Annotated in this window: 3 protein-coding genes; all 3 read left to right on the top strand. The window is 65.3% G+C overall.

All coding sequences use genetic code 11. The features are described 5' to 3' along the window. Nucleotides 1-664, top strand: a 664-nt coding sequence (locus H0W38_RS21855) for a dihydroxy-acid dehydratase (RefSeq protein WP_292458186.1), incomplete at its 5' end; no start/stop codon positions are given. 18 nt (nucleotides 665-682) lie between these two features. Then, nucleotides 683-1,312, top strand: a complete 630-nt coding sequence (gene eda / locus H0W38_RS21850) for a bifunctional 4-hydroxy-2-oxoglutarate aldolase/2-dehydro-3-deoxy-phosphogluconate aldolase (protein WP_292458183.1) — start codon at nucleotides 683-685, stop codon at nucleotides 1,310-1,312. A gap of 180 nt (nucleotides 1,313-1,492) precedes the next feature. Then, nucleotides 1,493-1,915, top strand: coding sequence for a P-loop NTPase fold protein (locus tag H0W38_RS21845; protein WP_292458180.1), 423 nt, complete (start codon nucleotides 1,493-1,495; stop codon nucleotides 1,913-1,915). Nucleotides 1,916-2,078 lie beyond the last annotated feature (163 nt).

Raw genomic sequence — 2,078 nt, 5'->3', positions numbered from 1 at the left:
GCCCTGGCTGGCGGACGACGGTGTGCGCTTGGGATGGCGCGCCGCGCCGGCCGCGTCGGGCGATGCCGGCGTGCTGCGCAGTGCGGCGGATCCTTTCGACGCACACGCCGGCGTGCGGCTGCTGCAGGGCAACCTGGGCCGCGCGATCTTCAAGGCCTCGGCCGTGAAGCCCGAGCACCGCATCGTCACGGCGCCCGTGCGTGTGTTCGACGGCCAGTTGCCGATGCTGGCCGCCTTCAAGGCCGGTGAGCTGGCGCGCGACGTGATCGTGGTCGTGCGCTTCCAGGGGCCGCGCGCCAACGGCATGCCCGAGCTGCACATGCTCACGCCCAGCCTGGCCGTGCTGCAGGATCAGGGGCACAAGGTGGCGCTCCTCACGGACGGGCGCATGTCGGGCGCGTCGGGCAAGGTGCCGGCCGCCATCCATGTGTCCCCCGAAGCCATGGCGGGCGGTCCGCTCGGCAAACTGCGCGACGGCGACATGGTGCGGCTGGACGGCGAGGCCGGCGTGCTGGAAGCGCTGGTCGATGCCACCGAGTGGGCGCGGCGCGAGCAGGCGTTTGCGCAGCCCGGCATCAGCGAGTACGGCTACGGCCGCGAGCTCTTCGCCAGCCACCGCCACTCGGCGGCCGTGGCCGAAGAGGGCGCGGTAAGCTGGGCTTGACTCCCAAGGACAAGCTGCATGACCCTCGACGACATCCTCGACGCCGGCCCGGTGATCCCGGTCATCGTGATCGAACGGCCCGAAGACGCCGAGCCGCTCGCCCGCGCCCTGGTGCGCGGCGGCCTGCGCGTTCTCGAGGTCACCTTGCGCACACCCGCTGCGCTGGACGCCATTCGCGCGATGTGCACCGTCGAAGGCGCCATCGTTGGTGCTGGCACGGTGCTCGGCTCGCAGCAGTACGACGCGGCCGTAGAGGCCGGCGCGCAATTCGTCGTCTCGCCGGGCCTGACCGACAGCTTGGCTGCCTTCGCCAAGGCACAAAAGGTGCCGTTGCTCCCCGGCACCGCGACGGCCAGCGAGGTCATGCGAGCGCGTGAGGCCGGCTTCACGCGGCTCAAATTCTTTCCGGCCGAATCGAGCGGCGGCGTCGCCACGCTCAAGGGCTTTGCGAGCGTGTTCCCCGACGTGCGCTTTTGCCCCACCGGCGGTATCAGCTCCGACAGTGCCACCGCTTACCTGCGGCTGGCCAACGTTGCCTGCGTCGGCGGCTCGTGGCCGATGCCACCGGAGGCCATCGCCACGCGCGACTGGGGCCGCATCGAACGGCTGGCCGGTGCGACGGCGGCGCTGCGGCGCGCCGCAGTTTGAGGGCACTGCTTCTTAGACGTCCCCGCGGTGTCTGAAATGCAGACGAAACTGCGAATCCAAATTCAATCGTGACCCATAGGCTGCTGAAGTGGTAGGGCACGCACGCAAATGATGAATCAACTGTTGGGTTGAGGGCGGCTCGGAAAAAAACTACAGCGTTTTTTAAGCACTCTCACCGAAATGAAGTTCCGCACCGACAGCGAACCTATTGACTCGAAGAATCCGTTCGCTCAAGACGCACTTGACCGAAAGCCGCTGGTCGAGTTTCTCGAAGCTGTGATCGAAAAAATCGAAGGCCCAATGGTACTGGCACTGGATTCGCCGTGGGGTACCGGCAAGACCACCCTCGTGAGGATGTTGCAAGCCCAGTTGGAGGCGAAACAGTTTCGCTGCATTTATTTCAATGCGTGGGCTGTGGATTACGCAAGTGATCCGCTTGTGGCCATTGTCTCCAAAATTGACTTACTCGGAAAGGATGCCAAACCTGAAGCTCAGAAGCGAATGAAGAAGCTCAAGAGCATTGCGACGCTAGTTGGAAGGCGCGGGTTAATTGCCACCGTCAAGGCATCAACGCTCGGCGCACTTGATCTAGGGCAACGCTGAATAAGCTGCTGTATTCGGTCGTCCAGTAGTGACATCGCACGAGACGCGCCATTTGGAGCCGCTTTCGCTGGTTTGGCGCGAAATGGATGCAGGTTCGCACGCGCTCTGACGCGTTTCGGGCCGCGCAGCGGGCCACAGGCTCGCTTCTCGCCCCTTATGGGCG

The sequence above is a fragment of the Methylibium sp. genome (assembly GCF_013817365.1).
In the GTDB taxonomy this organism is placed as follows: domain Bacteria; phylum Pseudomonadota; class Gammaproteobacteria; order Burkholderiales; family Burkholderiaceae_C; genus Methylibium.
This window is presented reverse-complemented; position numbering and strand designations above follow the sequence as displayed.